The sequence below is a fragment of the Kitasatospora sp. NPDC001132 genome (assembly GCF_053598415.1).
Map to the genome: position 1 here is coordinate 184,351 of NZ_JBSFKF010000002.1, position 21,426 is coordinate 205,776.

The 21,426-nt window shown below is 74.1% G+C and carries 22 protein-coding genes; 13 read left to right on the forward strand and 9 right to left on the reverse strand.

Translation table 11 applies throughout. The features are described 5' to 3' along the window. Positions 1–3: 3 nt before the first annotated feature. The 6 genes from ACWDBE_RS03030 to ACWDBE_RS03055 all read left to right on the forward strand — a co-directional run bounded on the left by ACWDBE_RS03030 (position 4) and on the right by ACWDBE_RS03055 (position 6,519). Positions 4–975, forward strand: coding sequence for a carbon-nitrogen hydrolase family protein (locus tag ACWDBE_RS03030; protein WP_449807054.1), 972 nt, complete (start codon positions 4–6; stop codon positions 973–975). After that, the gene (locus ACWDBE_RS03035) at positions 972–2,171 is read left to right on the forward strand and encodes a cupin domain-containing protein (protein WP_449807055.1); all 1,200 of its coding nucleotides are present in this window, start codon (positions 972–974) and stop codon (positions 2,169–2,171) included. Before ACWDBE_RS03030 ends, ACWDBE_RS03035 begins: the two co-directional genes overlap by 4 nt. 17 nt (positions 2,172–2,188) lie before the next feature. Further along, positions 2,189–3,100 (forward strand): fumarylacetoacetate hydrolase family protein, encoded by a 912-nt coding sequence (locus ACWDBE_RS03040; protein WP_449807056.1) that lies wholly within the window; start codon positions 2,189–2,191, stop codon positions 3,098–3,100. Positions 3,101–3,131: 31 nt separating this feature from the next. Continuing rightward, on the forward strand, positions 3,132–3,884 hold the full coding sequence (locus tag ACWDBE_RS03045; RefSeq protein WP_449807057.1) for a maleate cis-trans isomerase family protein: 753 nt from the start codon (positions 3,132–3,134) through the stop codon (positions 3,882–3,884). A 176-nt stretch (positions 3,885–4,060) separates the two neighbouring features. Next, positions 4,061–4,903, forward strand: coding sequence for a PaaX family transcriptional regulator (locus ACWDBE_RS03050; protein WP_449787549.1), 843 nt, complete (start codon positions 4,061–4,063; stop codon positions 4,901–4,903). Continuing rightward, complete coding sequence (locus ACWDBE_RS03055; protein WP_449807058.1) at positions 4,900–6,519, forward strand: amidohydrolase; 1,620 nt, start codon at positions 4,900–4,902, stop codon at positions 6,517–6,519. The genes ACWDBE_RS03050 and ACWDBE_RS03055 overlap by 4 nt, the downstream gene beginning before the upstream one ends. A gap of 7 nt (positions 6,520–6,526) precedes the next feature. Here ACWDBE_RS03055 and ACWDBE_RS03060 read toward each other — a convergent pair whose 3' ends face one another. Together ACWDBE_RS03060 and ACWDBE_RS03065 are read right to left on the reverse strand one after the other, a co-directional pair. After that, positions 6,527–7,045: a universal stress protein gene (locus ACWDBE_RS03060; RefSeq protein ID WP_449787551.1), complete on the reverse strand. Its 519-nt coding sequence runs from the start codon at positions 7,043–7,045 to the stop codon at positions 6,527–6,529. A gap of 95 nt (positions 7,046–7,140) precedes the next feature. Then, entirely contained in the window at positions 7,141–7,824 is a 684-nt protein-coding gene (locus ACWDBE_RS03065; protein WP_449807059.1) for a hypothetical protein, read from the reverse strand. A 61-nt stretch (positions 7,825–7,885) separates the two neighbouring features. On the opposite strand from ACWDBE_RS03065, the gene ACWDBE_RS03070 reads away from it, so the two are divergent. The 3 genes from ACWDBE_RS03070 to ACWDBE_RS03080 all read left to right on the forward strand — a co-directional run bounded on the left by ACWDBE_RS03070 (position 7,886) and on the right by ACWDBE_RS03080 (position 10,178). Then, positions 7,886–8,527: an alpha-ketoglutarate-dependent dioxygenase AlkB gene (locus ACWDBE_RS03070; protein WP_449787553.1), complete on the forward strand. Its 642-nt coding sequence runs from the start codon at positions 7,886–7,888 to the stop codon at positions 8,525–8,527. 117 nt (positions 8,528–8,644) lie between these two features. Then, positions 8,645–9,406: a VOC family protein gene (locus tag ACWDBE_RS03075; RefSeq protein ID WP_449807060.1), complete on the forward strand. Its 762-nt coding sequence runs from the start codon at positions 8,645–8,647 to the stop codon at positions 9,404–9,406. Positions 9,407–9,569: 163 nt separating this feature from the next. Then, positions 9,570–10,178 carry a DUF7691 family protein gene (locus tag ACWDBE_RS03080; RefSeq protein WP_449787555.1) on the forward strand — a complete coding sequence of 203 codons (609 nt, stop codon included), beginning with the start codon at positions 9,570–9,572 and terminating at the stop codon, positions 10,176–10,178. 195 nt (positions 10,179–10,373) lie between these two features. Here ACWDBE_RS03080 and ACWDBE_RS03085 read toward each other — a convergent pair whose 3' ends face one another. The 3 genes from ACWDBE_RS03085 to ACWDBE_RS03095 form a co-directional block, all read right to left on the reverse strand. Beyond that, positions 10,374–11,165: a carbohydrate ABC transporter permease gene (locus ACWDBE_RS03085; RefSeq protein ID WP_449807061.1), complete on the reverse strand. Its 792-nt coding sequence runs from the start codon at positions 11,163–11,165 to the stop codon at positions 10,374–10,376. A gap of 152 nt (positions 11,166–11,317) precedes the next feature. Continuing rightward, positions 11,318–12,295: a carbohydrate ABC transporter permease gene (locus tag ACWDBE_RS03090; protein ID WP_449807062.1), complete on the reverse strand. Its 978-nt coding sequence runs from the start codon at positions 12,293–12,295 to the stop codon at positions 11,318–11,320. 40 nt (positions 12,296–12,335) lie between these two features. Then, on the reverse strand, positions 12,336–13,646 hold the full coding sequence (locus tag ACWDBE_RS03095; RefSeq protein ID WP_449807063.1) for an extracellular solute-binding protein: 1,311 nt from the start codon (positions 13,644–13,646) through the stop codon (positions 12,336–12,338). A 326-nt stretch (positions 13,647–13,972) separates the two neighbouring features. Here ACWDBE_RS03095 and ACWDBE_RS03100 point away from each other — a divergent pair, with 326 nt between their 5' ends. Next, positions 13,973–14,779: an IclR family transcriptional regulator gene (locus ACWDBE_RS03100; RefSeq protein WP_449787558.1), complete on the forward strand. Its 807-nt coding sequence runs from the start codon at positions 13,973–13,975 to the stop codon at positions 14,777–14,779. 319 nt (positions 14,780–15,098) lie between these two features. Here ACWDBE_RS03100 and ACWDBE_RS03105 read toward each other — a convergent pair whose 3' ends face one another. Together ACWDBE_RS03105 and ACWDBE_RS03110 are read right to left on the reverse strand one after the other, a co-directional pair. Then, positions 15,099–15,650, reverse strand: a complete 552-nt coding sequence (locus ACWDBE_RS03105) for a universal stress protein (protein WP_449807064.1) — start codon at positions 15,648–15,650, stop codon at positions 15,099–15,101. Between the two features lie 192 nt (positions 15,651–15,842). Continuing rightward, entirely contained in the window at positions 15,843–16,517 is a 675-nt protein-coding gene (locus ACWDBE_RS03110) for a TetR/AcrR family transcriptional regulator (protein WP_449787560.1), read from the reverse strand. A 175-nt stretch (positions 16,518–16,692) separates the two neighbouring features. On the opposite strand from ACWDBE_RS03110, the gene ACWDBE_RS03115 reads away from it, so the two are divergent. Beyond that, positions 16,693–17,511 (forward strand): MOSC domain-containing protein, encoded by an 819-nt coding sequence (locus tag ACWDBE_RS03115; protein ID WP_449787561.1) that lies wholly within the window; start codon positions 16,693–16,695, stop codon positions 17,509–17,511. 53 nt (positions 17,512–17,564) lie between these two features. Here the strand turns inward: ACWDBE_RS03115 and ACWDBE_RS03120 are convergent, their stop codons facing one another. Then, on the reverse strand, positions 17,565–17,957 hold the full coding sequence (locus ACWDBE_RS03120) for a ribonuclease (protein WP_449787562.1): 393 nt from the start codon (positions 17,955–17,957) through the stop codon (positions 17,565–17,567). Positions 17,958–18,247: 290 nt separating this feature from the next. Between ACWDBE_RS03120 and ACWDBE_RS03125 the strand changes: the two genes are divergently transcribed. Together ACWDBE_RS03125 and ACWDBE_RS03130 are read left to right on the forward strand one after the other, a co-directional pair. Beyond that, positions 18,248–19,780 carry a carboxyl transferase domain-containing protein gene (locus tag ACWDBE_RS03125; protein WP_449787764.1) on the forward strand — a complete coding sequence of 511 codons (1,533 nt, stop codon included), beginning with the start codon at positions 18,248–18,250 and terminating at the stop codon, positions 19,778–19,780. Positions 19,781–20,278: 498 nt separating this feature from the next. Next, the gene (locus tag ACWDBE_RS03130) at positions 20,279–20,674 is read left to right on the forward strand and encodes an aggregation-promoting factor C-terminal-like domain-containing protein (protein WP_449787563.1); all 396 of its coding nucleotides are present in this window, start codon (positions 20,279–20,281) and stop codon (positions 20,672–20,674) included. Positions 20,675–20,880: 206 nt separating this feature from the next. Here the strand turns inward: ACWDBE_RS03130 and ACWDBE_RS03135 are convergent, their stop codons facing one another. Next, positions 20,881–21,342: an HD domain-containing protein gene (locus tag ACWDBE_RS03135; RefSeq protein ID WP_449787564.1), complete on the reverse strand. Its 462-nt coding sequence runs from the start codon at positions 21,340–21,342 to the stop codon at positions 20,881–20,883. Positions 21,343–21,426 lie beyond the last annotated feature (84 nt).

The following is a 21,426-nucleotide window of genomic DNA, read 5'->3' on the forward strand; positions in this document are numbered from 1 at the left end:
ACCATGCCGCAGCTGCCCCGCTTCACCGCCGCCGCCGTCCAGGCCGCCCCGGTCTACCTGGACCCGGCCGCCACCGTCGACAAGGCCGTCGCGCTGATCCACGAGGCGGCCGGGCACGGCGCCGAACTGGTGGTCTTCCCCGAGGTCTTCGTGCCCGGCTACCCGTACTGGAACTGGACGATGAACCCGGTGCAGGGCTCGCCCTGGTTCGAGCGCCTGTACCGGGCCGCCGTGGACGTTCCCGGCCCGTACGTCGACACCCTGCGGGCCGCCGCCCGGCAGGCCGGCGTGGTGCTGGTGATCGGGGTCAACGAGCGCGGCGGCCCCGGCCTCGGACTGCTGTACAACACCCTGCTGACCATCGACGCGGACGGCGAACTGCTCGGTGCGCACCGCAAACTGGTGCCGACCTGGGCCGAGAAGCTGACCTGGGGGCAGGGCGACGGCAGCACGCTCACGGTGCACCCCACCGCCGTCGGCCCGCTCGGCGCGCTGGCCTGCGGCGAGAACACCAACCCGCTGGCCCGCTTCGCCCTGCTGGCGCAGGGCGAACTGGTCCACGTCGCCTGCTACATCGCGCTGCCGGTGGGCCCCGAGGACTACGACATGGCGGACTCGATCGCGCTGCGCACCGCCGCGCACTGCTTCGAGGGCAAGGTGTTCTCCGTGGTCTCCTGCTCCACCGTCTCGCCCGAGATCGTGGACCTGATCGCCGGCGACGACCCGCAGGTCCGCAAGCAGCTCGCCCGGCCGCACAGCGCCCTGTCCGGGATCTTCGGACCGGACGGCCGCCCGGTCACCGAGCCGCTGGTGGACGAGGAGGGCGTCGTCTACGCCGAGATCGACCTCGGCCGCTGCGTCCAGCCCAAGCAGATGCACGACATCGTCGGCCACTACAACCGCTTCGACGTCTTCCGGCTGCACGTGGACAACCGTCCGCTGCGGCCGCTGGTGCTCCCCGAGGAGGAGGCATGACCAGCACCGACCGCACCCCCGGGCCCGTCACCGCGAGCGCCCCCGAACCCCTCGTCGAGCGCGCCCCCGCCCGTGACGACGACCGTGACGATATCCACGACGACGACCGGATCGGCCGGGCCAGGGTCACCGACAGCCCCGAACTGCTGGCCTACTACGAGGAGTTGGCGGAGCACCAGGCCGGCGCCCTGTGGACGGTCGCCAACGAGATCGAGCCCTGGTACCCCCAGCCGCGGTCCGTCCCGGTGCTCTGGCGCTACGCCGACCTCCGTCCGCTGGTGCGCAAGGCGCTGCCGCTGGTGAAGGCCGACGACGCCGGGCGCCGGGTGGTGATGCTGGTGAACCCCGGCCGCCGCGAACTGAGCGCCGCCGTCGGCCTGTTGTACACCGGACTGCAGATCATGGGCCCCGGCGAGGCGATGACCGCGCACCGCCACCAGGCCTCCGCCCTGCGCTTCGTCCACGAGGGCACCGGCGCCTGGACTGTCGTGGACGGGCAGAAGCTCAAGGTCGGCCCGCGCGACTTCGCGATCACTCCGAACAACACCTGGCACGAGCACGGCAACGAAGCCGACGACGCCCCGGTGATCTGGCAGGACGGCCTGGACATCCCGCTGGTCAACACCCTCGACGCCAACTTCTACGAGGTCCACCCGGAGCTGTACCAGCGGCCCGGACCGGTCGTCAACTCCTCGCTGCTCAGCCACGGCGGCAACCTGCTGCCGTACGGCGTCGAGAAGTGGACCCGGCCCTACTCGCCGCTGCTCGGCTGGCCCTGGGAGCCCAGCTACGAGGCGCTGTGCCGGCTCGCCCGCGCCACGGAGGGATCGCCCTACGACGGCGTGATCATGGAGTACACCAACCCCGTCACCGGCGGGCCGGTGATGCCGACCATGTCCGCCCACCTGCAGCTGCTGCGCCCGGGCCAGGCCACCCGCGCCCACCGGCACACCGGCTCGGTGGTGTACACCGCGGCCAAGGGGCGCGGCGTCTCGGTGATCGCCGGACGGCGCTTCGAGTGGCGGCAGGGGGACGTCTTCGTCGTCCCGTCCTGGGCCTGGCACGAACACGCGAACCTCGACCAGGGCGAGGACGCCTGCCTGTTCTCCTTCAACGACTTCCCGGTGATGCACTCGCTCGGCCTGCACCGCGAGGAGGCCCACCCGGACGGGCAGCAGCCCACCACCACCGCCTGACCAGGAGCCCCGCCACCATGCACCTGCTGACCTTCCGCACCGACGACGCCGACGGCACCGACGGCACCGACACCCCCCGTCTCGGCGCCCGGATCGACGGCGACCGGGTCGCCGACCTGACCGCCCTCGCCACCGCCGCCGGGGCCCAACTGCCCCCCGACCTCCTCGGGTTGATCCGCGCCGGGGAGCCGGCCCTGGCCACCGCCCGCCGGCTGCTCGCCGGGGCCCCCGCCACCAGGCCGCTCGCCGAGGTCTCGCTGTGCGCGCCGCTGCGCCCCGGCAAGATCGTCGGTGTCGGCCTCAACTACGTGGAGCACGTGGCGGAGTCGCACCGCACCCTGGACACCGACCGCGAACTGCCCGACCGCCCGGTGCTGTTCGGCAAGCCCTCGACCGCCGTCACCGGCCCGGGCGGGCCCATCCCGCACAACGCCGCCCTCACCAAGCAGCTCGACTGGGAGTGCGAACTCGCCGTGGTGATCGGCGCACCGGCCTTCCGGGTCGCCGAGGAGGAAGCGCTGCGGCACGTCTTCGGCTACAGCATCGTCAACGACATCAGCGCCCGCGACCAGCGCCGCTCCGGCCAGTGGTTCTTCTCCAAGGGCCAGGACGGCTACGCCCCCTTCGGCCCGGTCGTGGTGACCGCCGACGAGATCCCCGACCCGCAGCGGCTCGACCTCTCGCTGAAGGTCAACGGCGAGCTGCGGCAGGACTCCAACACCCGCCACATGCTGTTCGGCGTCGCCCGGCTGATCGCCGACATCTCCTCCGGCGTCACCCTGGAACCGGGCGACGTGATCGCCACCGGCTCCCCCTCGGGCGTCGGCGCCGGGATGGTGCCCCCGCAGTTCCTCCAGCCCGGAGACCTGGTCGAGGCCACCATCGAGCGGATCGGCACGCTCGCCAACCCGGTGATCGACGCCCGCTGACCCGCCCCGGACCGGAAGGAGCACCCACCCGATGACCACCTACCGGATCGGCCAGATCGTCCCGAGTTCCAACGTCACCATGGAGACCGAGGTCCCCGCGCTGCTGCGGGCCCGCGAGGCGGTCGCGCCCGAGCGGTTCACCTTCCACTCCAGCCGGATGCGGATGACCAGGGTCACCCCCGAGCAACTGCGGGCCATGGACGGCGAGTCCGACCGCTGCGCCGCCGAGCTGTCGGACGCCCGGGTGGATGTGATCGGCTACGCCTGCCTGGTCGCCGTGATGGCCACCGGCCCCGGCTACCACCGCCAGGCCGAGCGGCGGCTGCACCTGCGCACCGTCCGGAACGGCGCCCCCGCGCCCGTGGTCACCAGCGCCGGCGCGCTCGTCGCCGGGCTGCACGAACTCGGGGCCGCGAAGGTCGCGATGGTCACCCCGTACCTGCGCCCGCTGGCCCGCACGGTGGTCGAGTACCTCGCCGCGGAGGGCATCGAGGTGCTCGACCACGCCGCCCTGGAGATCGCCGACAACCTCGACGTGGCCGCCCACGACCCGGCCCGGCTCCCCGCGATCGCCCGCGCGCTCGCGTACACCGAGGCGGACGCCGTGGTGCTCTCGGCCTGCGTGCAGATGCCGTCCCTGTCCGCCGTCGAGGAGGCCGAGCAGCAGCTGGGCAAGCCGGTGATCTCGGCCGCGGTCTGCACCGCCCACCAGCTCCTGCGGGCCCTCGGCCTGCCCGCCTTCGCGCCCGGGGCCGGGCACCTGCTCTCCGGCGCCTACGCGTAGCGGGTGTGTCCGGCGGCACCGGTCGCAAGCGCGGGGCCGGTCGCCGGACACCCCTTGGCAGACCCGCTCCGCCGTTCCCGCCCGATCGGCGGAGACGGCGAAGACCGGCAAGACACCGCCCAGGACCCGCAGCCTCGTTATGATCGCCACCAGTCGCCGGGGAGGAGGGCCCGCGCATGTCCGAGCACACACCCCGGCCGAGCTCCCTGATCCACACCGTCTACGGCGAGTTCGTCCGCCGCCTCGGCGGCTGGATATCCATCGCCGACCTGATCGCCCTGCTGGCCGAACTGGACGTCGACGGCCCGGCCGTCCGCTCGGCGACCTCCCGGCTGAAGAAGGCCGGCACCCTGCTCCAGGAGCGCCGCGGGGGGACGGGGTACCGGCTCGCCGGGGCGATGGAGCCGGTCTTCGAGGAGGGCGACCGGCGGATCTTCCACAGCCTGGAGCCCGCCGTGCTCGCCGACGGCTGGGTGGTGGCGGTCTTCTCGGTGCCCGAGTCCGCCCGCGCCCACCGCCACCAGCTGCGCTCGCGGCTGAGCTGGCTCGGCTTCGGCAACGCCGCCCCCGGGGTCTGGCTGGCGCCCGCCCGGCTGCTGCCGGACGCCCGTCGGCTGCTGGACCGGCTCGGGCTGAGCGCCTACGTCCACCTGTTCCTCTCCGCCGAGTACGCCGGCTTCGCCGATCCCCGTACCGCGGTGGCGGGCTGGTGGGACCTCCCCGCGATCGAGGCGCAGTACGCGGCCTTCTCCGACGCCTGGCGCCCGGCCGCCGAGAAGCTGCGCGGACGGCCCTCGATCGATCCGGCCGAGGCGTTCCGCGACTACGTGTCGATGCTCACCCGGTGGCGCCGGCTGCCGTACCTCGACCCCGGGCTGCCGGCGCAGCTGCTGCCCGCCGACTGGAACGCGGTGCCGGCCCGCGCGGTGTTCACCGAGTTGCACGGACTACTCGCCGAGCCCAGCCTTCGGTACGTGGAGAAGGTCACCGGGCTGTCCCGTTCCCAGGAGCCGCGATGACCGACCCCGCCCCCGCCGACCTGCTGATCCGCGCCGCCGCCGTGCACACCCTGGTGCCCGGCGAGCCGCCCCGCCGGGCGCTCGCCGTCACCGGCGGGCGGATCACCGCCCTCTCCCCCGCGCCCGACGGGCTGGACGCCCTGATCGGCCCGGGCACCGAGGTGCTGGACGCCCCGGGCTCGACCGTGCTGCCCGCCTTCGACGACACCCACACCCATCTGATCCTGGCCGGGCACAGCGTCCACGGCGTGCCGGTGCACCGGGCCCGCGATCTCGCCGGGTTCCTCGACCTGATCCGCGAGCGCGCCGCCCGCACCCCCGCCGGGGAGTGGATCCACACCACGGTCAACTGGCAGGAGATCCTGCTGGCCGAGCAACGGATGCCCACCACCGGGGAGTTGGACACGGCCACCGCCGACCACCCGGTCCTGGTGCGCCGCGGCGCGTACAACATGGTGCTGAACTCGGCGGCGCTGCGGCTGGCCGGGATCACCGAGGCCACCGAGGCGCCGCCGGGCGGTGTGATCGAGCGCGACGAGCGGGGCCGGCTCACCGGGCGGCTGATCAACCGGGCGGTCGAGCTGGTCGAGCGGGTGGTGCCGCGCCCCTCCCTCACGGAGCGGATCGAGGGCCTGCGCGCCGCCTCCGCCGATTTCGCCGCCACCGGGATCGGCACCGTCCGCGACTGCCTGGTGCCGGCCGAGGACCTCGACGTGCTGGACGCCGCCCGGGCCGAGGGCGCGCTGGCCGTCCGCGTCCGGGCGCTGGTCTCCGGCTTCGCCGCCCGGACACCGGAGCAGGTGGACGCACTGCTGGACCGGATGGACGACTGGCGGGCCGCCGGCCGGGACGACGACCGACTGCGGCTCTGGGGCGTCAAGTTCGGCATCGACGGAGGTTTCGAGGCGGCCGCGGTGGAGGAACCGTACCGGGGGCAGCCGTGTTACCACGGCCGGCTGCTCTGGGAGCCGGCCGAGCTGCTCGCGGCGGTGGAACGGGTGGTCGGGCGGGGCCGGCGGGTGGGCGTGCACGCCTGGGGTGACCGTGGACTGCGCGTCCTGCTGGACGTCTTCGATCAGGTGGTCGCCCGCCACCCCGGCCTGCCGCCCGGCACGCTGGTGGTCGAGCACGGCGGTCTGGCCCGGCCGGAGCTGCGGGCCCGGGCGATCGCCCTCGGCATCCCGGTGACGGTCCAGCACCCGCTGCTGCACGACGGCGCGCTCACCCAGCAGCGGGCCTGGGGCGAGGAGCGCACCGCCGCGGTCTTCCCGCTGCGCGAGTGGCTGGACGAGGGCGCGCTGATCACCGGCGGCTCGGACTTCCCGGTCGGCCCGTACGGCGCGATGGTGTCGGTGTGGGGCATGACCACCCGTGGCACAACGGCCGGGGTGGTCGGCCCGGAGCACGCGATCGGCCGGTCCGAGGCGGTCGCACTGCACACCGTGAACGCGGCCCGGCTGACCGGCGAGAGTGCGGTGCGCGGCAGCCTGCGGCCGGGGGCGTTCGCCGACCTCACGGTGTGGCCGGTCGATCCGCTGGACTGCCCGGTGGACGCGCTGCGCGAGCTGCGGCCCACCCGGACGATCGTCGACGGGCGGACCACCCACCGGAGTTGACGGCCCGTCAGGCTGCCGCGAGCTCCCGCAGGTCGATGCCGCGGTGCAGCGCGCGCAGGTCCTCGTGCAGCGTGGACGGCGGGACGGTGAGCACCCCGCAGCGGGCCCGGCTCAGGCAGCGCCGGGTGACCGAGCGGCGCGCCAGCCTGCGCAGCCCGACCCGCAGGCCGCCCTGCTCGCCGGTGCTGACCACCAGCAGGTCTCCCGGACGGTCGGCGAGCCCGGTCAGCACCGCCGCGGCCTCGCCGCGCACGACCAGCGGCCGCACCGGCACGCCGATCGGCAGGCCGCCGAAGGCCTGCTCCAGCACGTCCGCCATCCGCGCCTCGGCGAGCTCCTGCCAGGCGCGCAGCAGCGGCGGGCAGGGCCGGGCGCGGTAGCTGCGCTCGCCACCGACCGGCGTCCAGGCGAGCACCGGCACCAGGACGGCCTGCCGGGCCCGAGCCTCCTCGGCCGCCCGGTGCAGGGCCGTCAGGCTGTGCAGTGAACCGCTGACTCCGACGATGACGCGGGCGCCGTCCGACATGATCCTTCACTTTCCGATGTCAAAGCTCTTCAATGTCTGCGATTAGGCTGCCACATTCCCGGTTTGACCTGCAAATCGAAGGCATTCACTGAATATTACCTTGCATAGCCCGGCATATTCATGCCCTGACCCGGCCCACCCTGACCCGAACCGCCCCGGTCCGACCCGCCCTGACCCCGGCCGTCCTGATCCCGGCCGTCCATCGGGCGGACCTCCTGGAGCAGCCCCCAGGTGAAGTCGGCCTCGCACGGACGCGGCCGCCCGTCGGCGTCCGGTGCCGCGAAGTCCAGCCGGAACCTGGTCGGCGCGCTCCCCTCGCGCGGCACGGCCGGCGGGAACGCGGCCCCGACGTCACCCACCACACAGCTCCACGGCGCGAGGTCGGCCAGGGTGCGCAGCGCGGGGGCCGGCGCATCCGCCGCCCGCACCAGCCACTCGTTGAGCAGCGGCCCGCCGATCTCCGCCGGGCCGAGCAGGATCTCGAAGCGCAGCTCGGGCCAGAGCGGCAGCGTCCACTGCCGGGCGACACAGGCGAGGTCCCCGATCCGGCGCGGGGCGCTCGCCTCGGCCGGCCCGAGCACGGCGGCGTAGCGGGCGGCGCCGCGCGGGAACCGAGGGGCGCGGACCATCGCCTGCCAGCGCTTGTTGGCCTCGCGCATCGACGCCCGGGTGGCGCCGAGCCGACGCACCGCCTCCTCGACCAGCCCGGGCTGGAAGTCGGCCATCCTGCGCAGCAGTACCAGCTGGAACTCGGTGACCCCGAAGCCGTTGATCGCCATACCCGCAGCCTAGAACTCGAATATTCGAGCATGCGTTCGAACGAAGGCGTACGCTGGTCCCATGCACGGCACCGTCCACCTCCAGCCCTCGCTGTTCGACGACACGGAGCCCGGCGGCATCCGCCTCGGCCCGCTCGACGGCCTGCGACGGCAGCCGCTCGGCGACGGCGCCTGGCTGGACCTGCTCCCCGGCTGGCTGCACGGGGCGGACGAGCTGTTCGAACAGCTGGCCGCCACCGTGCCCTGGCGGGCCGAACGCCGCGAGATGTACGAGCGGACGGTCGACGTCCCGCGCCTGCTGGCCTCCTACCCGGCGCACGCCGAACCGCCCCACCCGGTGCTCGGCCTGGCCCGGGCGGAGCTGAGCCGGCACTACGCCCAGGAACTGGGCGAGCCCTTCCAGACCCTCGGGCTCTGCTACTACCGGGACGGCCGGGACAGCGTGGCCTGGCACGGCGACCGGATCGGGCGCGGCGCCCGCGAGGACACCATGGTGGCGATCCTCTCCGTCGGCGAGCCGCGCACCCTGGCGCTGCGGCCCCGCTCCGGCGGCCCGGCGGTCGTCCGCCACCCGCTCGGCCACGGGGACCTGGTGGTGATGGGCGGCTCCTGCCAGCGCACCTGGGAGCACGCGATCCCCAAGACGGCCCGCCCGGTGGGCCCGCGGATCAGCATCCAGTTCCGGCCGCACGGGGTGTCCTGAGACGTGCCTGCGGGCACCCCGCTTGCCGCCCACCCGCCGGGCGCGGAGGCTGGCGGGTGGGGCCGGTGGCGCTCGGCGCGCCGGGCACCGAAACGCCGGGCCCACCAGGAGGGCCGCATGCCGAAGCCGGGCAGCTACCACGCCGGGGTCCCGTGCTGGGTCGTGCTCACGACGCCGGACCCGGGCCGGGCGCATGCCTTCTACGGCGCCCTGTTCGGCTGGGAGTTCGTCCCGACCGCCCCCACCGAGGCGGTGGCCACCCGGTACGGCGCCCAGGTCGCGGCCGTCGAACGGGCACTGCCGGCCGAACCGCCCGCCTGGACCACCTTCCTCGCCTGCCCGGACCCGCTGCGCACCGCCACCGCCGTCCGGGCCGCCAGCGGGCGCCTCGCCCGTGAGCCGTACGAGGTGCCCGAGCAGGGCCGTGCCGCGCTCGCCGTCGACCCGCTCGGCGCCCGCTTCGGGCTCTGGCGGGCCGGCACCATCGACGGCGCGGGCCTGGTCGACGAGCCGGGCGCGCTCGCCTGGAACGAGCACCTCTCCTCCGACCCCGACGCCGCCCGGGCGTTCTACCGCCGGGTCTTCGGCTACACCTACGACCGGCCGCGGGCGGGCCACGCCCTCGCCCGGGTGGGCGGCCTGCCCGCGTGCAGCATCGGCCCCTCCCGCCCCGGCCGGGGCGCGGGCGCGCGCTGGCTGGTCCACTTCGCGACCGAGGACACCGACCGCACCGCCGACCGGCTGCGCGCCCTCGGCGGCACGGTCCTCTCCGGGCCGGCTCCGGCGCCGTACGGCCGCGCCGCGCTGGTCAGGGACGACGCCGGCGCGGAGTTCGTGCTCGTCGCCGTCCCGTCCCACGGCTCCGCGGCGGTGGCCTGAGCCCGGGCCGCCGACGCCTGCGGCCCCACTGCCCCGGAGCCGGCGCCATCCCTTCCGATCAGTCAACTTGCCTCGGTGGCAAGATGGTTCAGTGCGGTCACCGGCGCCCAGGACGATCGGCCCCGCCCGGCCCGCTGTCCGTTGCGACCGCTACCGTGCTGGCATGAGTTCCTTCCTGAGCGCATACCTGGTCGACCCCGCGGAGCTCCGCGCCCGCGTCGGCAGCCGCAACGACGGGGCGGTCGACGAGGCCCTCGCGTACTTCGGCCCGTCCCTGGACAGGTCCGACGAGTACTTCGCCGACGAGATCGCCCAGGGCGCTCCGACCGCCCGGGAGGCCCTGCGCGCCGTGGTGCACGGCGGGCCCTTCGCCGCGGACGAGGACCACGCCTTCCAGTACGGCTACGCCTACCGGCGGCTGTGCTGGCTGGTCGGGCAGCCCCTGGAGGTCGACTCCTTCGGCCCGTTCCGGGGCGACTGGCTGGAGGTCGTGGACGGGGGCCTGAAGGCGTACGGGATCACCGCCGTCTCGGTCGCGGAGTTCCGGTACGGCGGCCTGCCCGACGGACTGCCCCACTGCGACGTGCCCTCCTGCAGCACCTGGTCGGCCGAGGACTGCCGGACGGCGCTGGACCAGTTCGAGCGGGCCGAGCGCGAAGGCCGCACCCCCGTGCCGGAACGCGAGGTGGCCGAGGCCGTGGCGGAGGTCGCCGGCTGGCTCCGGCTCGCGCAGCGCTGGAGGGACGGTCAGATCGTCGGCTTCGTCTCCTGAGCCGAACGGCCACGGCCGTCGGCATGGGCCCGGACCGCCGCGGGAACCGGACGGCCGCGGTCCTCCGACGGCTGCGAGCATCTGACGGCCGCGGTCCTCTGACGGCTGCGAGCATCTGACGGCCGCGGTCCTCTGACGGCCGCGGGAGTCCCGGCCGACGGCGGGGACTCCCGGGTGCGCGGCCCTCGGCCGACGTCAGTCCTTCACCGCGCCGGCCAACCCGGAGACCAGCCTGCGCTGCACCGCGATGAAGAAGATCAGCACCGGCACGGTCATCAGCGTGGACGCCGCCATGATGCCGCCCCAGTCGTTCTCGTCCGGCTTGAAGAAGACCAGCAACGCCGAGGGGAGCGTCTGGTTCTGGGTGGCGCTGATGATGAAGGTCTTGGCGAAGACGAAGTCGTTCCACGCCGCGATGAAGGAGAACACGCTGGTCGCGGCGAGGCCGGGTGCCACCAGCGGCAGCAGGATCCGCCACAGGATGCGGGTCCGGCCGGCCCCGTCGATCTGCGCCGCCTCCTCGATCGAGACCGGGACGGCCGCGACGAAGCCGCGCATCATCCAGATCCCGAACGGCAGCGAGAACGCCAGCTGCACCAGGACCAGCGAGGCCAGGGTGTTCAGCCCGATGCCCGGGGCGAACCGGCCGGCGTCGCGGAACATGAAGAACAGCGGGATGGTCAGCGCCTCGACCGGGATCATCTGGGCGATCAGGAACATCACCATGATGGTGGTGCGGAACCTGAACCGGAACCTGGTCACGGCCACCGCCGCCAGGAAGACCACGACCGCCGACAGCACCACCACCGACAGCGCCACCACCAGGCTGTTCGCGAAGTAGCGGCCGAAGCCGTCCACGCTGAGCACCTGACGGAAGCTGTCCAGCGTGGGGTGGGCGGTCCACGGCCTGGGGTCGAGCGACTGGATCTCGCCCTTGGGCTTGAAGGCCGAGAGCACCATCCAGAAGATCGGGAAGGCGGTGACCACGGCCAGCACGATCGCGCCGGTGTCGGCGGCCAGCCGCCACCGGCCCCGGATGTTCCGGCGGCCACCGACGGACCTGGCCGATGCCGGCGTGGGCGTCGGCGCCGACGCTGGCGCCGATGCCGGCGCAGCGGCGGGGAGGGAGTTCGCCGGGCTCACAGTTCGTTCCCCGTCCGTCGCAGCGTGCGGATGTACAGGACCGTCGGGATCACCAGGATCAGCAGCATGATCACGCCGATCGCCGCGCCCAGCCCGTACTGCGAGGAGGCGAACGCCTTCTGGTACGCGTACACGTTGAGCACCAGGTTCTGGCCGGCGATGCCGCCGCCCTCGGTCATCACGTAGATCTGGGTGTAGACCTTGAAGTCCCAGATCACCGACTGGATCACCACGACCGTCAGGATCGGCCGCAGCATCGGCGCGGTGATCCGGCGGAAGGTCGTCCAGGTGCCGGCGCCGTCCAGGGCGGCCGCCTCCAGGATCTCCTCCGGGATGGCACGGATGCCCGCGTAGAGGGTGACCATCACGAACGGGTAGGAGTGCCACACCACCACGGCGCCGACGACCAGGAACGCCGTCCACTTGTCGTAGAACCAGTTGAACTCGTGGAAGCCGGAGAGCCCGAGCCCCTCCAGGGTGTGGTTGACCAGGCCGAGGTTGGTGTCGAACAGGAAGCTCCACACCGTCGAACCGGTCATCGCCGGCGCCGCCCAGGCGGCCATCGCCGCGGTGGTCAGCACCAGCCGCGGCCACCGGCCGACCCTGGTGAGCAGCACCGCGAGGGTGGCGCCGACGGCCAGGGTGGCGACCACGCAGAACGCGGCGAAGCCGATGGTCTGGACGAGCACCGTCCAGAACTGCTCGTCCTCCAGGATCCTCGTGTAGTTGCCGAAGCCGACGAAGGAGGTCGGGGCGCCGCCGGAGGCCTGGGCCTGCCCGAAGTCCAGGACGGACAGCAGGCCGAGCTGGTAGATCGGGTAGGCGACCAGCGGGATCAGGACGACCGCGGCCGGCAGGAGCAGCAGCAGCGGGGGCGGCCGGCGCCGGCCGCCCGGGGGTGCGGCCGGCGCCCTGCCCCCACGGCGCCGCTGCGGGGAAGGCGGCGCCGGGGCGGTCGGGGTGGATACGGACACGTGCGGGACCTGCTCTCTGAGGCGAACCGGGAGGGGGCCGTCAGTGCGCGGCGAAGGCCGAGGAGATCTGCGCGGCGGCGTCGGCCGAGGCCTTGGCCACGTCCGCCTTGCCGGTGACGACCTGCTGGAGCATCGTCGGGATCACCGACTGGGCGTCGATCTGCGCCCACGCCTGGTCGAGCGGGACGAACTTCGTGCCGGCCGCGATGGTGTCGGTGAAGGGCTTCAGGAACGTGTCCTTCGCCGCGACCCTGCCGCTGACGGACTTGAGCGTCGGCAGGTTGCCCATCGCGTCGTACATCTGCTCCTGGTACCCGGGGCCCGCCAGCAGCTGCGCGAACTCGACCGCCAGCGTGCGGTGCTTGGCCGCCTTCATCACGCCCAGGTTGTTGCCGCCGGCGAAGGCCGGGGCGATCGAGCCGGGCTTCTCGCCGGGCAGCGGCACCACGCCGTACCTGCCCTTGACCGCGCCCGCGTCCACCTTGCTGCGGGCGGAGTTGGGCATCAGCGCCATCGCGGACTTGCCGGCCGCGAACAGGTCGATGATCTTGCCGCCGGTCAGGTCCGCGCACTGCTGGGCGGGGCAGCCGTCCGGGCCGAACAGGTCGGTGTAGCGCTTGATGCCGGCCTGCGAGGCGGGCGAGTCGATCGCCGCCTTGAACGTGGAGCCGTCCTTGGCGGCGATGTCGCCGCCCGCGTCCCAGACGAAGGGCAGCGCGCCGAAGGTGTACTTGCCGCCGACGGCGATGCCGAAGGTGTCCGGGTGCGCGGCGTGGACCTTCTGGTTGGCGGCGACCAGCTCGGCGTACGAGGTCGGCGGGGTGAGGCCGGCCTCGGTGAACAGGTCGGTGCGGTAGTACAGCGCGCGCACGCCGACCCACCAGGGCAGGCCGTAGGTCTTTCCGTCGACGACGGCGGTCCTGGCGATCGCCGGGTCGAGGTCCCCCTTGTCCTGCCACCTGTCCAGGTCGGCGGAGATGTCGGCGAGGCCGCCGGCGGCGACGTAGCCGGGCAGGTCGGTGTTGCCGAACTCGACCAGGTCGGGGGCGCTGTTCGGGTCGTTGAACGCGCCCTTCATCTTGGCCGCACGGGCCGAGGCGTCGGTGTCGATGTAGCTGACGTTGACGGTGACGCCCTGGTGGGAGGCCTGGAACTCGGTCACGGCCTTGGCGATCACGGCCTCCTTGGCCGCGTTGCCCGCCTCGCTGTACAGCCAGACCTGCAGCGTGCCGGTCCGGTCGTCGGCGGCCTTGCCGCCCACCGACGAGGCGGTGCCGGGGGCACAGGCGGTGGCGGCCAGGCAGCCGGCGGCGAGCACGACGGCCGCGGCGGTCCGTCCGATGAGTCGCATGGTGGAGACCTCCCCTCCCGACAGCTGCCGCCGAGACGTCCGCCGCCGGGGACGGGCACGTCGAAGCAGGCCCTGACCGGGGCCGATGGTGGGTGAAGTGGTGGGGGTACGGCAGGGTGCAGCGCTCGGGTGGGGCGACGTCGCCTGCTCGATGGCAGGGACGTTAGGCGGGGGCGATCGGCGCCAACAAGGGGGAGTTGGCGAAAGTTTTGCACTGCACAACGTTGTGTCGAGGATGCGGCGATCCGGCCGCGAACGGGTACGTTCTGACCACCGCCGCCGACCAGCGGGGGAACACCGCCGGAACAACACCAGGGAACGGACCCATGACGGAGACGGCGCCCAAGAAATCCGCGACCGAACGCAACCAGTCCTCCTCGCTGCGCCGCGCGCTCGCCGTCCTCGGCTACGTCCGCGACCACGGCGACGGGCGCGGCGTCCCGCTCGCCCAGCTCGCCGACGGACTCGGCCTCAACAAGAGCACCGTGCTGCGGCTGGCGGGCCCCCTGCTGGACGAGCACCTCCTCGACCGGGACCGCGAGACCGGCTGGTTCCGGCTCGGCCACGGTTCGCTGCGGCTCGGTCAGGCCTACCTGACCACCCTCGACCTGCGCAGCGTCGCCGCCGAGCACCTGCGCCGGCTCCAGCGCGAGGCGGGCGAGACCGTCCACCTGACCGTCTGGCAGGCCCCCGGCATCGTCTACCTGGACAAGGTCGAGGACGAGACCAACGTCCGGATGGCGTCCCGGGTCGGCAGCCGGGCCCCCGCCTACTGCACCGCCACCGGGAAGGCGATCCTCGCCTGGCTGCCCGAGGAGGCCGTCGCCGAGGTGGTCGAGGCCGGCCTGCGCCCGGTGACGGCCTGGACCATCGCCGACGAGCCCCGGCTGCGCGCCGACCTGGCCCGGATCCGCGCCCGCGGCTACTCGATCGACGACAGGGAGAACGAGCCCGAGGTCCGCTGCGTCGCCGCCCCGATCTTCGACCACACCGGCGAGGTCACCGCCGCCCTGTCCGTCTCCGGTCTCACCTCACGGATGACCGCCGCCCGGGTCCGCGCCCTCGGGCCGGTCGTCGCCCAGGTCGGCCTGCGGATCTCCCGCGAGCTGGGCTCCGACCGCCAGCCGTCCTGATTCCGTCTCCTCCCGGAAACGCGGACGGGGCCCGGCGCCGATTCCTCGGCACCGGACCCCGTCCGATCCGGAGCGCCAGGCCCGGGTCGCACGGACTCTCCCTACTGAAAGTAGGGCGTGCTCTGGTAGCACCACTGACGCCTGGCGAGGAATCACTCCCTCGCGACGAGAAGTACAGTAGCAGCCCCGTGATCATTCACCGAATCGGAGAGGAACCCCGGATGACGGGCACTCGGCTCGAGGTGGTTCCGTACACCGCCGGGCGGCTGATGGACGTCCGCGTTCCGGCCGCCGGCGCCACCTGGGCGGCCGGGCTGTCCTAGGGATTGCCGGAGACGCTCCGGCTGCGGTTCCCCGCCGCCGACTCCCTGAACCCGTGGCCACGTCGGAGGGCCTCCAGATCCCGCTGCAACGGCGGCTGCGGGACGGCCAGGACGGGGCAGGTGGCGTGCCGGACGCAGTAGGCGGCGACCGAGGGGTGCACCAGTCGGGCGAGAGGGCCGCGCTGCCGTCCGGCGCCGAGGACGAGCAGGTCCCCGGGCCGGTCGGCGCACCGCACCAGGGTGTGGCCGGTGTCGCCGCGGACGGCCTGGCAGCGCAGCCGGACGCCCGCGTGGCGGCCGGCGAAGGCCTCGTCGAGGGCCTGCCGCAGCCGGGCCACGGCGGCGTCGCGGCCGGCGTCGACCACCGGCGGGCACGGGGTGCGGCGGTAGCCGAGTTCGTCGCCGGGCGGGGTCCAGCAGAGCACCCCCAGCACCTCGGCGTCCGTCCGGCGGGCCTCGGCCACCGCGTGGTGCAGCGCGGCGAGGCTGCCGAGCGAGCCGCTGACGCCGACCACGATCCGGCGCTCGTCCGCACCACTGTCCCTCATGGCCCCGCTCCCGCCTCTCCGTCCGCCCGCGCGTCCTGGTGCCCGGCCGCCCGTGCACCGGACCGCGCCGATTCCACCCCAGCAAAGCGGCCCGCACCCCCGCGGCTCCGGCCCGTTGACACGGCTCTGACGCGGCGGCCGCGCTTCCGTACGCGTCCCTGATGCCTGTGCGCGCTCCGGTACAGCGCGTGCTCAGGCCTGCGGCGGCTCCGCCTCCCAGAGGTCCGCGAACATCCGGTCCAGGTGCTCCTCACCGATCGGCGGGACCGGCAGCGGATGGGCGGCCCGGGCGCGGAAGCCGTCGAGCAGGAGCGCGAGGTAGCGGCGCCAGAGGTCGGGCCGCAGCTCGGTGGCGGCGGGCAGGGCGCGGCAGAGCGGGCCGAGGAGGAAGAGCAGGTCCATGGTCACCACGTCGCGGCGCATGGTGCCCTGGTCCTGGGCGCGGGCGATCAGGGCGCCGACGGTGGCGGCGTGCCGGCGGCTGATCTCGGTCATTCCGGGGATGGTCGGGATGGCCTGGGTGACCAGGTCGTTGATGCCCCGGTCGGCGGCGACCAGTTCGAAGATCCGCCCGAAGTACCGTTCGAGGCCGCTCCAGGCGTCCTCGGCGGCGAGCGCCTCCTCGCCCGCGGCGGCCAGTCCGCCCCCGGCGTCCGCGAACACCTCGCCGACCAGCGCCTCGCGGGTGGGGAAGTGCCGGTACAGGGTGGCGTTGCCGACCCCGGCCTCCCTGGCGATCTGGTCCAACGGCACGTCCAGGCCGTGCCGGGAGAACATGTCGCGGGCGGCGGCGAGCAGCAGGTCACGGTTGCGCTGCGCGTCCCGCCGGAGCCGCCCCGGGGGGTTCGCGCTGCTCGGTGGTGCCATGCCCCCGACCCTAGGGCGTGTCCGACGATCCGCGCCAGGCGGGGCCGCCCACCACGCTCGCGGGTACCGCCCGCCACACTCGCGGGTACCGCCCACCACGCCGACCGGGGCCCTCAACTACCCTCTGGGGTCGGCACGATCCACGGAACGCGGACGCCAAGGGGGCGGCAGGACGATGGCCACGGTGACGGAGCTGCGGTACTACCCGGTGAAGGGGTGCGCCGCAGTGGCGGCCGCGCAGGCGGAGCTCACCCCGGCGGGGCTGGCCCACGACCGGGCGTTCATGGTGGTGGACGAGGAGGGCGTGTTCCGCTCCCAGCGCCTGGATCCGGCGCTGGCCACCGTCCGCCCGACGGTGGCGCAGGACGGCCGCACGCTGACGCTGGCCGCCGCGGGGGTGGAGCCGGTGTCGGTCGCGGTGGACGCCGAGGGCCCGCGCCGCCCGGTGCGGCTGTTCAAGCTGCCGCTCCTCGGCATCGACCAGGGCGAGGAGGCCGCCGGCTGGCTCTCCGAGGTGCTGGGTGCGCGCAGCCGGCTGGTCCGGGTGCCGCCGGAGCACGACCGGGTGACCGACGGACTGGTCCCGGGCACCTCGGGCTACGCGGACAGCTGCGCCGTGCACATGCTGTCGCGCGCCTCGCTGGAGCGCTTCGACGAGCTCTCCGGTGCCCGGCCGATGCCGATGGACCGGTTCCGCCCGAACGTGGTGGTGGACGGCTGGAGCGAGCCGCACACCGAGGACCTGGTCCGCCGGGTCGAGGTGGGCGGGGCCGAACTGGGCTACGCCAAGCTGGCGATCCGCTGCGCGGTGACGCTGGTGGACCAGGACCGCGGCACCAAGGCCGGCCCGGAGCCGCTGCGCACGCTGGCCCGGTACCGCCGGGCGGCGGCCGGCGGGGTGGCGTTCGGCAGCAAGTTCGCGGTGCTGCGGCCCGGCACGCTGCGGGTCGGGGACGAGCTGACGGTGGGGGCCTGGGGGCCGTCCGAGCTCTGAACCCGGCCACGGCTGCCGCGCTGCTGCGGCAGTCGCGGCCGGGTGGCGGGAACTCAGCAGGTCTGGTCGATCAGGGAGAACGTGGCGTAGTGGTCGCCGGTGTAGTAGTCCTCCTGGTAGGCCTGGCCGGTCACGATCCGGCGGGCGCCGCGGGTCGGGGAGCCCGGGGTGACGACGGTGTACTCGTGGTAGTAGCCGTAGGACTCACTGGGCAGGACGCCCTCCCGGTTCTGGAAGACGACGCCGTCCTGGGAGTAGGGGAACGGCCCGTCGGAGGCGATCAGGTCGAGGGTGTCGGTGGCCTGCGGCGGGAGGGCGGAGAGGCAGACCGAGCCGCTCACGTCGGCGTGCGCGTCGGTGGCGACGGCGACCGGGGCGAGGGTCATCAGGGCGACGGCGGTGATGGCGGCGGCGCGGGACTTCCACGCGCGTAGAGGGCGAGTCATGTCCACCAGTGTGGCGAGACACCGTCAACTCCGGAAGCTTTCGGGGAAACTATTAACCAGCGAGTAACTACCCTTTACCCAAGGGGACTTGAGCCGTACGCACGCTGCCTCGGCCGACTCTCGAACCGACTGCGGAACGTCCGCGAACCGCCCGCCCGACGCAGGGGCCGACCGTCGTCGAACGGGCGCCGAGGCCGTCCCGCGCGCCCGATCCGGCCCTCGCCGCGCCCCGACCGCACCGCATAGAGTGACGGATCACGGCGGGCCGGACGATCTCTGACGGGGTGGACATGGGTACGGGCTCGGGCACGGCACTGACGGCCCACCAGTTGATCGGCCTGCTGGTCGACCCGGGCGGCTTCCGCGGCTGGGACGAGCCGCCGGCCGTCGACCGGGCCGACCCCCGCTACCGGGCCTCGCTCGACCGCGCCCGCGAGCGCACCGGCCTGGACGAGGCGGTCCTCACCGGCGTCGGCCTGATCGACGGCCGGCCGGTCGCCCTGGTCGCCTCCGAGTTCGGCTTCCTCGGCGGCTCGATCGGCGTCGCCACCGCCGAGCGGATCACCCGCGCCGTCGAACGCGCCACCGCCGAGCGGCTGCCGCTGCTCGCCCTGCCGGTCTCCGGCGGGACGCGGATGCAGGAGGGCTCCGCGGCCTTCCTCTGCATGCTGCGGATCACCGCCGCCGTCCAGACCCACCGCGCCGCCGGCCTCCCCTACCTCACCTACCTGCGCAACCCCACCATGGGCGGGGTCTTCGCCTCCTGGGGCACGCTCGGGCAACTGGTCCTCGCCGAGCCGGGCGCCCGGCTCGGCTTCCTCGGCCCGCGCGTGTACGAGGAACTGCGCGGCGTGGAGCTGCCGCCGGACGTCCAGCGGGCCGAGACGCTCGCCGGCCAGGGGCTGGTGGACGCCGTCGTCCCGCCGCAGGAGCTGCGCGAGCTGCTCCGCCGCACGCTCGCCGTCCTCGCCGCCACACCGCCCTCCCCTCCTACTGCGCCACCGTCTCCCACGGCAGCGGTGTCCCCCGCTACGGACCCCGCGCGCACGCCGGGAGACCCCGACGCCTGGGACTCCGTCCGCCGCACCCGTCGCCCGGACCGCCCGGGCACCCGCGAGCTGCTGCGGCACACCACCGAGGAACTCGTCCTGCTGGACGCCCCCGGCGGCCGTGACGGCGCGCTGGTCCGGGCGCTGGCCGTGCTCGGCGGGCGGCCCGTCCTGGTCGTCGGCCAGCAGCGCCGGACCCCGGAGCACGATCGCCCCTTCACCGCCGCCGACCTGCGGGCCGTACGGCGCACCGCCCACCTGGCCGAGCAACTCGGGCTGCCGCTGGTCACCGTGGTGGACACGGCGGGCGCCGAGCTGTCCGCCGCGGCCGAGCTGGAGGGCATCGCGGTGGAGATCGCCCACTGCCTGACCACCCTGCTCGCACTGCGCACGCCCGTCCTGGCCGTGCTGCTCGGCCAGGGCTCGGGCGGCGGGGCGCTCGCCCTGCTCCCGGCGGACCGGGTGATCGCCGCCGAGCACGCCTGGCTGGCGCCGCTGCCGCCGGAGGGCGCCTCGGCGATCGTCCACCGGGACGGCGCCCACGCCGCCGAGCTGGCCCGCTCCCAGGGGATCGGGGCGCGCCATTTGGCCGAGGTCGGGCTGGTCGACGAGGTGGTCCCGGAGCTGCCGGACGCCGCCGAGGAACCGGAGGCCTTCTGCACCCGGCTCGGGCAGGCGGTCGGTGCGGCGCTCGGCACCCTGGCGGCGGCCACCGAGGCGGACCGGCTCGCGGCCCGCGCCCTCCGGCACCGGCGGCTGGGCGACCTGCGCTGAGGAGGGCGTCCTGACCACCGCCGTGTGGCGCGCCGGCCTCGGGGTGACGGTGTGGCGCCGGTCTCAGCGCCGGGTTGATCGTCTGTACCCACCGTGCCGCGCCCGGGCCGGGGCGTGACGCCCACCGGGCCCCGCACGGTGAGTGCGCTCACACGTGATCAACCACCACGACGGGTGGTAGTAGAGGCCTCCGGGGCGCCCGCGCCGCCCCACACCCCCCGCGTTCGCGCAGCTCAGCGCCGCCCGGCGGGCCCCGCGCGAGCGCGCTTTCGAATCCATGGCCGGCCGTTCCGGTACGACCGGGAGTCGTACCGAGGGGGTCTTGGCGACGGCCCGCCCGGTCTGCCAACAATGGCTCCGTCGTCAGCCGCACCGGCTCCTGTCCCACCGGTGAACGGCTTGCCGCCGATTCACGCCCCGTGACCTTTCCGGCCCCTGTTCGGCCGTGGTCCTGGGCGGGGAGTGATTCGGCCCAACCCGATTGAGGTCCTTTTCTTCATGCCCGCTTTCAAGCTCCGTAAGCGCACCTCCGCCGCGATTCTCGCCGGCGCCGCCGGTCTGACCGCCCTGGGCGCGGGTGTCATGCCCGCCACCGCGAACGCCGCCACCGCCTCCCCGCAGGCGATCGCCGCCCAGATCGTGCCGGCCAACCAGCTGGCGTCGTTCAGCCAGATCATCGCCCACGAGTCGAGCTGGAACGTGACCGCGACCAACCCGAGCTCGGGCGCGTACGGCCTGGCTCAGGCGCTGCCGGGCTCCAAGATGGCCTCGCACGGCTCGGACTGGAGGACCAACCCGACCACCCAGATCAAGTGGGCGCTGGACTACATGAACTCCCGCTACGGCAGCCCGAACGCCGCCTGGAACTTCTGGCAGTCCCACCACTGGTACTAAGCCGACCCACCGGCTCACCGAACTCCACCCGTGACCTGACCACTCCCCCACACCCCGGGGGTCGGACAGGGGCCACCGGGGTGCCCGAGAGGGCCCGGACCCGCGCGACCCGCGTGGTCCGGGCCCTCTCGTGGTTGCCGGTGGCCCGGGTGCGGCTCCCCGGGGCGGCGTGGCTCCGCGGGTGGCCCGGACGGTCCGTCCGCGGACTACAGCTCGCCGGTGAGCCCGAGCAGCTCGCGCATCCGCGCGTACTTGGCGCTCAGCCGCTCGGCGGTCGCCGGGTCCAGCGTGGCGAGGCGGGCCGGATCGGAGTTGTGCGCCAGGTCCGCGCGCTTGACCAGCAGCGCGCCCGGCGTGTCCAGGATGCGCGCGGTGTACTCCTCGACCGGCTCGTCCGGGCGCCGGGTGAGCGCGTCCACGATCGCCTTGGTCTCCTGCGGCAGCGCGGCGCCGGCCAGCCACTCCCGGCTCAGCCGGTCGTCCTCGACGGTGTCGTGCAGCCAGCCCGCCGCGATCTGCGCGTCGCTGCCGCCGCGCGCCGCCGTCCCGCGGGCGACCGCCGCGATGTGCTCGCCGTACGGGTGGCCGTTCTTGTCCACCTGCCCCTGGTGGGCCCGGCGCGCGATCGACTCCACCTCGGACAGGCTCAGGTACTGATGATCCTCCATCGGCTCATCGTAGGCCCGGACGGTCGGCCCGGCCCGGGGGCGGGCTCCGTACCACCGGCCCTGCTCCCGTACGACCGGCCTCCT

Coding starts and splice junctions, on each gene's coding strand:
- ACWDBE_RS03100 (WP_449787558.1), top strand. CDS start 13,973: ATGACGGAGACGGCGCCCAAGAAATCCGCGACCGAACGCAACCAGTCC.
- ACWDBE_RS03075 (WP_449807060.1), top strand. CDS start 8,645: ATGCCGAAGCCGGGCAGCTACCACGCCGGGGTCCCGTGCTGGGTCGTG.
- ACWDBE_RS03050 (WP_449787549.1), top strand. CDS start 4,061: ATGTCCGAGCACACACCCCGGCCGAGCTCCCTGATCCACACCGTCTAC.
- ACWDBE_RS03055 (WP_449807058.1), top strand. CDS start 4,900: ATGACCGACCCCGCCCCCGCCGACCTGCTGATCCGCGCCGCCGCCGTG.
- ACWDBE_RS03135 (WP_449787564.1), bottom strand. CDS start 21,342: ATGGAGGATCATCAGTACCTGAGCCTGTCCGAGGTGGAGTCGATCGCG.
- ACWDBE_RS03130 (WP_449787563.1), top strand. CDS start 20,279: ATGCCCGCTTTCAAGCTCCGTAAGCGCACCTCCGCCGCGATTCTCGCC.
- ACWDBE_RS03120 (WP_449787562.1), bottom strand. CDS start 17,957: ATGACTCGCCCTCTACGCGCGTGGAAGTCCCGCGCCGCCGCCATCACC.
- ACWDBE_RS03040 (WP_449807056.1), top strand. CDS start 2,189: ATGCACCTGCTGACCTTCCGCACCGACGACGCCGACGGCACCGACGGC.
- ACWDBE_RS03095 (WP_449807063.1), bottom strand. CDS start 13,646: ATGCGACTCATCGGACGGACCGCCGCGGCCGTCGTGCTCGCCGCCGGC.
- ACWDBE_RS03065 (WP_449807059.1), bottom strand. CDS start 7,824: ATGGCGATCAACGGCTTCGGGGTCACCGAGTTCCAGCTGGTACTGCTG.
- ACWDBE_RS03110 (WP_449787560.1), bottom strand. CDS start 16,517: ATGGCACCACCGAGCAGCGCGAACCCCCCGGGGCGGCTCCGGCGGGAC.
- ACWDBE_RS03060 (WP_449787551.1), bottom strand. CDS start 7,045: ATGTCGGACGGCGCCCGCGTCATCGTCGGAGTCAGCGGTTCACTGCAC.
- ACWDBE_RS03125 (WP_449787764.1), top strand. CDS start 18,248: ATGGGTACGGGCTCGGGCACGGCACTGACGGCCCACCAGTTGATCGGC.
- ACWDBE_RS03035 (WP_449807055.1), top strand. CDS start 972: ATGACCAGCACCGACCGCACCCCCGGGCCCGTCACCGCGAGCGCCCCC.
- ACWDBE_RS03105 (WP_449807064.1), bottom strand. CDS start 15,650: ATGAGGGACAGTGGTGCGGACGAGCGCCGGATCGTGGTCGGCGTCAGC.
- ACWDBE_RS03045 (WP_449807057.1), top strand. CDS start 3,132: ATGACCACCTACCGGATCGGCCAGATCGTCCCGAGTTCCAACGTCACC.
- ACWDBE_RS03070 (WP_449787553.1), top strand. CDS start 7,886: ATGCACGGCACCGTCCACCTCCAGCCCTCGCTGTTCGACGACACGGAG.
- ACWDBE_RS03030 (WP_449807054.1), top strand. CDS start 4: ATGCCGCAGCTGCCCCGCTTCACCGCCGCCGCCGTCCAGGCCGCCCCG.
- ACWDBE_RS03115 (WP_449787561.1), top strand. CDS start 16,693: ATGGCCACGGTGACGGAGCTGCGGTACTACCCGGTGAAGGGGTGCGCC.
- ACWDBE_RS03080 (WP_449787555.1), top strand. CDS start 9,570: ATGAGTTCCTTCCTGAGCGCATACCTGGTCGACCCCGCGGAGCTCCGC.